The 6,062-nt window shown below is 62.6% G+C and carries 8 protein-coding genes; 2 read left to right on the top strand and 6 right to left on the bottom strand.

Annotated elements, in window-relative coordinates; translation table 11 throughout:
* From AB7F49_RS37460 to AB7F49_RS37450, 3 genes are all read right to left on the bottom strand, one after another.
* Positions 1–309: Ig-like domain-containing protein (locus AB7F49_RS37460; RefSeq protein WP_428532482.1), on the bottom strand; the 309-nt coding region annotated here is incomplete at its 3' end.
* Between the two features lie 315 nt (positions 310–624).
* Positions 625–1,308 (bottom strand): type 1 glutamine amidotransferase, encoded by a 684-nt coding sequence (locus AB7F49_RS37455; RefSeq protein WP_428532479.1) that lies wholly within the window; start codon positions 1,306–1,308, stop codon positions 625–627.
* 14 nt (positions 1,309–1,322) lie between these two features.
* Positions 1,323–2,669, bottom strand: a complete 1,347-nt coding sequence (locus AB7F49_RS37450; protein ID WP_428532476.1) for a hemolysin family protein — start codon at positions 2,667–2,669, stop codon at positions 1,323–1,325.
* A 207-nt stretch (positions 2,670–2,876) separates the two neighbouring features.
* Here AB7F49_RS37450 and AB7F49_RS37445 point away from each other — a divergent pair, with 207 nt between their 5' ends.
* On the top strand, positions 2,877–3,083 hold the full coding sequence (locus tag AB7F49_RS37445) for a (4Fe-4S)-binding protein (RefSeq protein WP_428532473.1): 207 nt from the start codon (positions 2,877–2,879) through the stop codon (positions 3,081–3,083).
* A gap of 54 nt (positions 3,084–3,137) precedes the next feature.
* Positions 3,138–3,872, top strand: coding sequence for a cyclic nucleotide-binding domain-containing protein (locus AB7F49_RS37440; RefSeq protein ID WP_428532470.1), 735 nt, complete (start codon positions 3,138–3,140; stop codon positions 3,870–3,872).
* Positions 3,873–3,988: 116 nt separating this feature from the next.
* On the opposite strand, the gene AB7F49_RS37435 is transcribed toward AB7F49_RS37440, so the two are convergent.
* The 3 genes from AB7F49_RS37435 to AB7F49_RS37425 all read right to left on the bottom strand — a co-directional run.
* Complete coding sequence (locus AB7F49_RS37435) at positions 3,989–4,477, bottom strand: hypothetical protein (protein ID WP_428532467.1); 489 nt, start codon at positions 4,475–4,477, stop codon at positions 3,989–3,991.
* 317 nt (positions 4,478–4,794) lie between these two features.
* A complete protein-coding gene (locus AB7F49_RS37430) occupies positions 4,795–5,043 on the bottom strand; it encodes a CsbD family protein (RefSeq protein ID WP_428532464.1) in 249 nt (82 codons plus the stop codon).
* Between the two features lie 376 nt (positions 5,044–5,419).
* A partial coding sequence (locus AB7F49_RS37425) for a penicillin-insensitive murein endopeptidase (protein WP_428532461.1) occupies positions 5,420–6,062 on the bottom strand: 643 nt, incomplete at its 5' end.

The following is a 6,062-nucleotide window of genomic DNA, read 5'->3' as shown; positions in this document are numbered from 1 at the left end:
CACCGTTGATGCAAGCGGCGCGGTTGCGTCAACGACAAGAAAACGCGGCGGCAAGGTCGAGACCGGATTGCCCGCCGGATCGAGAACCTCGGCCGAAATGACATGGACGCCGTCGGAAAGACCCGTAGTGTCGACGCTCCAGTTGCCGCTTGCGTCGGCCGTCACCGTACCGAGCTCGGTTGTGCCATCGAAGAGGCGTACCGTGGTTCCGGGCAGGACCGTTCCCGTAAGTGTGAGGTCGGTCGCTTTTGTGATCGTGGCGAGGGAAAGCGTTGCGGCAATGAGGCCATAATCGATGGCGGTGGCCATGGTCGTCTCCTCCGAGTCCGGGAGGAGCGATCTTAGCGTCTATCCAAGTGTCAGGAGCGTTTGCGTCTGCCGTGCCTGAATCAACCGCAAAGGACGAAGCGACATATCCCCGAAAAGGAGGCAAGAGATCAGTATAAAGACGGATAAAATTTAAAACGGTGTGCGTGCAAGCGTACGCTGACCGGGGTGGATTGCGCATCATCGAATTGACGGCCGACCGCGCGCGCATTGTTGGAGCCAGGATCGGACGAGCGGGCGCCGGACGCGGGCAATGCTCCGATTGCAATTGCCCTAGTTCTACAACTCAACTGCGAGCTAGGCGGGGGCTTGCGCCCACAACTGCTTGAGGCAGTCGTAGGCATTGCGAGCGAGGGCCTGGAGTTCCGGGTAAGCCGTATCGACCTTGCGGGCAAGTTCCGCGTCGTCCATGACCGGACGTATGTGCTTCGACCAGTCGATCACGGTGTCCTTCGTCACCTCGATGTGAAATTGGACGCCATAGGCGCGGTCGCCATAGCGGAAGGATTGGATGGCGCAGGCCTCGTTGTAGGCCAGCACGGCGGCGCCATCGGGCGGCGCGACAACCTCGGCGCCGTGCCATTGAAGCGCGGTGAAGGGGTTGCTCACGTCGCGCAGCAAGGGATCGCGGGCACCTTCATCCGTCTTCCACACGCGTGCCAGGCCGTACTCGGGAACCTTCGCCTTCTGCACGCGGCCGCCGAGGGCATCGGCAAGGAGCTGATGGCCGAGGCAAATGCCGAAGAAGGGTCGCCGCATCTCGGCGACGAAGCGGCGGATCGCGGCCTTCTCGTCGCGGAGCCAGGGATAGAGATCCTCCTGCCAGACATCCTGCGGGCCACCCATGACGAACATGGCGTCGAAGGGCTCGAGCGAAGGCAATTTTTCGCCTTCGTCGATCTCGACCACGTGCCAAGTGGCGCCATCGGCGCGAAGGAAGTCCTCGAAGACGCCAAGAGGCTCGATCACTTCATGCTGCACGACGAGAACATGCGTCATTCGGAGTTGGCTCCCTCTGCCTCGACGAGGCGGGGCGGAACTGCCAACACCTTGTCGATCCTGCGCCCATCGAGATCGACGATCTCGAAATGCCAGCCCTCATAATCGAACGATTCTCCCACTTCCGGTAGATGCCCGAGCGTGGCAAGGGCGAAGCCGGCGACGGTATGAAAGTCGCCTTCCGGGTGCTCCCTGAACTGAAGCCGGTCGAAAGCATCCGGGGCCGACATCATGCCGTCAATCAGAAGCGAGCCGTCGTCGCGCTCGACGATGCCGGGCTCTTCGCCTTCCACCTCCGGAAGTTCGCCGGCGATGGCTTCGAGAAGATCGGTCTGCGTGACGATGCCCTGAAGCACGCCATACTCGTCGAGAATGGTCGCGAGTCTCACCGGGGCCTTCTTGAACTGCTCGAGCACCCTGAAGATCGGCATGGGCTCGGGGATGACGATCGGCTGCCGCAGCGCAGCCATGATGTCGAGCTTCTTCCCGGCGAGAACCTGATCGAGCAAATCCTTTTTCAGGACCATGCCGAGCGGCTCGTCGATTCCGGCTCTGCCGACGAGGAGCTGTTCATGGCGGCATTCCCTGATCGTCTTGAGCGTTTCCTCGGAGCTGTCCTCGAGGTCGATCCATTCGAGATCGACGCGGGGCGTCATGATGTCGGTGATGCGGCGATTGCCGATGCTGAGGACGCGCTCGACCAGCTCTTGCTGCGCCCGTTGCAGCAACCCGGCCTCCTGGCTCGCGGCAATGAGCAGCTTCAGCTCCTCGGGCGAATGCAAGGCCTCCTCGGTCGTACCCGGCCGAAGCCCGCACAATTTCAACAGCCAGTTGCCGAGGCCGTTGAGCGTGACGATAGCCGGCCACAGTAAGACGCGGAACAACCAGAGCGGCCGCACCACGGCAAGGGCCGTGCGCTCGCTCCGCTGCAAGGCCAGGCTCTTCGGCATCAGTTCGCCGAGAACGATGTGGAGCGCGGTAATGAGGAGGAAGGCGATGGCCACGGCAATGACATGAGAGCCCGCGAGTGCGAACCGTCCGAGCATCCCGTCGAGGAGGGGCTCGATGAGGTGCGCGAGTGCCGGCTCGCCGATCCAACCGAGGCCGAGCGAAGAAATGGTGATGCCAAGCTGGCAGGCGGCGAGATTGGCGTCGAGTTGCGACAGCGCCCGGTCGAGCGCCCTGGCGTTCCTCTTCCCCTTGGCGACCAGCCGCGCGACGCGGCTGCGGCGCACCGCGACCATGGAAAATTCGGCCGCGACGAAGAAGCCGTTGGCTGCCACCAGTAAAAATACGGCCAAAATTCCCAGAAAATCGAGCAAACTGCCATCGCCCGTAGGCATGATCCTTTCTTTCAACCTCGCTGATGAAGGGATGAGACCTAAGAATAGACTGGACGGGCGCCGATGTCGCGATCCGGTTTGGCCTTTGAGCCCAACTGCCGTAAGGCGGCACTTGGTGCCTGACAGGGGCGGTCCGTGCTATCCCTAGCAGTCGCCGCGCAGAGTGGTGGCACCCGTCTATGGGTAAGGTTTCCGGTGGAGGCCGGCATGCAAGTCTATCGCAACGACAAGATCGTCGTCCGTTACGACCCCAAGATCTGCATTCATGCGGGAGATTGCGTACGCGGACTGCCGGCCGTGTTCGATGTCGGGAAGAAGCCGTGGATCGACGTCGACGGTGCGTCGCCCGAGCGAATTGCCGAGCAGGTCAAGAAATGCCCGTCGGGCGCGTTGAGCTGCGAATTGTTGGAGTAGGCAGGTTCGCCTCGCCGCGAACCAATCTTCGGCAAAGTTGGATGGGGAGGCGCCATGGACGATCTTTCGACCCTGTTCAGTCTCAATAACTGGCCAGGTCATCTCTCTTATGTCTTGATCGCGATCTCCTATTGGCTGACCGAAATCTTCTGGCTTCGGGTTGTGGCCGTCGTCGGGCTCGCGCTCGAGATCGTCTATTTCCTGCTGTCGGGCGGCGATCTCCGCACCGGCATCGGCTGGGACCTCGTCTTCATCATGATCAATCTCTATCAGCTTTCCCGTCTGGTGCAGGATCGGCTCTCCTTGCGCTTGCCGGAGAATGACCGCGCGCTTCTCCGCCGGGCGTTGACCGGTCTCAACGATTGGCAGATCGTACGGCTGCTTAACGCCGGCGCCTTGTGCGATCTGCCGACGGGCACCAGGCTGGCTGAAGAGAACCAGGCGCTGGAGAAACTCTATTTCCTATGCGCGGGCCGCGTCGGCGTGACGATCGGCGGCCGCGACGTCTCGGAACTTGAGGAAGGCAATTTCGTCGGCGAGGTGGCGTTCCTGACCGAGCGGCCGGCCACCGCGACCGTGATCGCCAAGACCGAGTGTCGCGCGCTCGCCTTCGATAGCGACAAGCTCAAGCGCTTCTTCCAGAACGAGACCGAGGTCGCGGGCCTGATCTACCAGCTCATTGGTCGCGAGCTCGCGCACAAGATCAAGCTGAGCAACACGCTGCTCGCCGGTGAGCCGCGCGCGATTGAGGGGGCAGCGCCTTCGGCGGCACAGAGCAACCCCGTCTAGGTGGCTCGCGGGCAGCGTCCGCATGGCGCGCGCCGACTTGCTCGTGAGGAACGAGACCGGACAACGAAACTGCCCCTCTCGCTTTTTGCGAGAATGCCGCGTGCTGCCGACGGCGATTAGCTTCCGCCGGCAGATTCCACGATGATCTTGCCGGCGACGCCGCGCTCCATCATGCCCTTCGGGCCGAACTCGTAGGTTCCTGGTCTGATGGCAACAAAGAAGAGCTCCGCCTCGCCGCCATTCTCGAATTCGATTTCGTCGAGCGTTGCCGATTTTATTTCAACTTCACCTGCCTCGACCTTTCGGATCCAGATATTGCGGAAGAATGCCGGCGCAACGAGCGCATATTCGGTCTGGTCGGAGGCGACGATTTTCCAGCGATAGCCCTGGCCGACTTTCAGCCGGTACTCCTTCGGCTCCATGTGCGCGCTGTCTGTCTCGGAACCGAGCGTCAGCGGAGCAAGCCGAACCAGTCTGTGCGCCGCTGGATCGATGATCTGGAGATTGGCGGCCCCAGCAGCGGCCTCGTTTTTCTCCTCTTCCTCGGCGTAAGCGCCTGTCACGCACAATCCCAACGTCAAAGCGAAAGCGATCGTTCTGAGCATTCGACCTCTCCTTGCCGTGAATTGATTTGCTGAGCGAGCCCACGCGATTAAACGCTACGGCTCCAATGGGACGAAAGGCCTGTCCCTGGCAAAATCGCCGGGAAGTTTTGGCACGCGCCAGCGAGCTGGACGAGGGAGATGTTCGCCGTATGAAGCATCTTCGCGCGGAGACGCTCCTGCGCGAACGTTCGCGCATGAGCGAATCACTCCCGCTTCGTCATCGACTTGCCGCAAGGAGGCGCGACGGTTCCCGGGCCTTTAGCGCCTCCAATCCGTCATGCACCCGGGCCCTCGCCGGAAGTTCGGCGCGCCCGGCGTCATCTTGGCGCGAGCGCCGAACGCAATTGAGACCGGCGCGGGCGGATGAGGGCCTGCCAGCGCACCCAGTCATCGACCTCCTTGCGCACGTGATCGGGGGCGAAGCCGTAGAGCTGCAAAATCTTACGCTCCAGGCGCTCACGCCGGCCGTCGATCAGGTCGAGATCGTCGTCGGTGAGTTTTCGCCACTTTCGTTGAATTCTGGCTTTGGCTTCTCGCCACGAGGCTGACACTTGCATCCAATTCATCGCTTTCCCTCCGAGATGAGCGGGCGCCGATCTGGAGGCGAAATGCATTCGGCGGGAATGCGTTCCATCCGCGCGAAGATCAGATTGGGTATGTGGCATCGTTGCCACGATCGGGGCGGCGGGAATCGTGGCTATTCTGTGATCGATTGAGGGGCCGCCGCGAAGCTGGTGCGCCGCTTCTGCACTTCCGATAGGCACATCGCGTATTCGCGGCTTCCTCGCTCAAATCCGAGCTCCTGGCATTTGGCATAGTCCGCGGCAACGAAGGCTGGTTGGCTCGCGCAACTCGCGACCGTCAGGGCGAGAAGGGCCGCAATACAGAGGGCAAGGTTACGCGCCTCGTGGGCATGCCGCGGTGAAGCCGGAGTCATCATGGTTAATCTCCCACGCCGTACGGTGCCGCCTCGCGGCCGGCCCCGAATTGGAGGCGAGGCGCCGGGGGGCCGGCCGGCCTATCGGCGGCATTTGGTCTTGCCGTGCGGGCGACGCCGCCGCCCGCGGCGAGCACGGCGCGGCAGTCGGCTGGCAGATCGGCGAGGGTGAGGGGGCGCGCTTTGACGGACTTCTCCGTCTCGCCGCGGTTGCGCTCCGCCTCGAGCAGGCGCTGGAACCAGACGTCGAGCTCGGCACCGCAGCCGTCGCCGCCAGCAACTTCCTTCTGCCCTTTGCAACTTGCATTTCCGGGCGGACAGGCGATGCGCACATGGAAGTGGTAATAGTGGCCCCACCACGGTCTCACCTTGCTGAGCCAGGCGCGGTCTCGTCCGGCCTGATCGCAGAGCGCTTGCTTGATCGCGGGGTGGACGAAGATGCGCTCGACTTGAGGGTACGAGGCGGCAAGCCTGATTAGTCTGGTGTGCGCCGGCGTCCACACATCGCGATCGACATTGAGCGGGTCGCGCAGCATCGACATTGCGGTCATGGTCTCGCGCTCGGAGCGCGAGTGCAGGCGGTTCGACATCGGGGTGAGCCAGATATCGGCATCGAGCCCGATCTGATGGCTCGAATGGCCGGTGTGC

Origin of the sequence: Pseudorhodoplanes sp., assembly GCF_050250235.1 — a bacterium.
Lineage (GTDB): Bacteria > Pseudomonadota > Alphaproteobacteria > Rhizobiales > Xanthobacteraceae > Pseudorhodoplanes.
The sequence above is the reverse complement of the archived record's forward strand: the minus strand, read 5'-3'. Positions and strand labels throughout refer to the sequence as shown.